At 60.9% G+C, this 1,040-nt stretch carries 1 protein-coding gene; it reads left to right on the top strand.

What is annotated here, in order from left to right:
- Positions 1-12: 12 nt before the first annotated feature.
- Positions 13-1,040: NAD(P)/FAD-dependent oxidoreductase (locus tag QVO51_RS09380; protein ID WP_369677910.1), on the top strand; the 1,028-nt coding region annotated here is incomplete at its 3' end.

Genomic DNA, 1,040 nt, shown 5'->3' with positions numbered 1-1,040 from the left:
GGAGCACAACTCGTGATTCTGATAAGCAACGTGACCCTGCCCCTGTCCTACACCCAGAAAACCCTGACAGATCTGGCGGCACAGCGGCTGCATACGGACAGAAAGCAGCTCCAGAGCGTCACCCTGTTCCGCCGGTCAGTGGATGCCCGGAAAAAGCAGGCAGTTCATTTCACCGCCTCCCTGTTGGTCAACGCCCATCAGGAGGCCGCTCTGCTGGCAGCATGCAAAACCGACAAGGACGTGCTGCCCTATACTCCCTACCAGTACCATGTTCCGGCAAACCCCGGCAAGGTGCAGTCCCCGGTGGTCATCGGCAGCGGTCCGGCAGGTCTCTTTGCCGCCTATGTGCTGGCTCTTGCCGGCACCAGACCCATCCTGCTGGAACGGGGCTATGATGTGGACACCCGGACTGCGGCTGTACGCCGATTCTGGGAGACTGGCGTTCTGGATCCGGACTGCAATGTCCAGTTTGGAGAAGGAGGCGCAGGCACCTTTTCTGACGGAAAGCTGAACACCGGTACCAAGGATCCCCGGATCCGGTTCGTGCTGGAAACCTTTGCGGCATGCGGTGCCCCCGGCGAGATCCTCTGGCAAGCCAAGCCCCACATCGGCACGGATCGGCTTGCTCCCACGGTGCGGAATCTCCGACAGCGGATCTTAGGACTGGGCGGAACGGTACATTTCGGCGCATGCGTCACCGGTCTGGAGCAAAAGAATGGAAGGCTAAGGGCAATCCGGTATATCCAGGGAGGGGAAACCGTGCTCCTGCCGACGGAGCATGCCATTCTCGCCATCGGTCACAGTGCCCGGGACACCTTTTCCATGCTCTGGAGCATGGGGATCCCCATGACGCAGAAAAGCTTTGCAGTGGGCATGCGGATCGAGCATCTGCAAAGCCGGATGAACCAGACACTGTACGGAAAATTCGCCCACCATCCCGCTCTGGGGGCGGCGGATTACAAGCTGGTGACCCACCTGCCGGAGGGACGCAGTGTGTACACCTTCTGCATGTGTCCCGGGGGACAGGTGGTGGCCGCCGC

It is taken from the genome of Ruminococcus sp. CAG:379 (genome assembly GCF_000434255.1).
Lineage (GTDB): Bacteria > Bacillota > Clostridia > Oscillospirales > Ruminococcaceae > Ruminococcus_F > Ruminococcus_F champanellensis.
The sequence above is the reverse complement of the archived record's forward strand: the minus strand, read 5'-3'. Positions and strand labels throughout refer to the sequence as shown.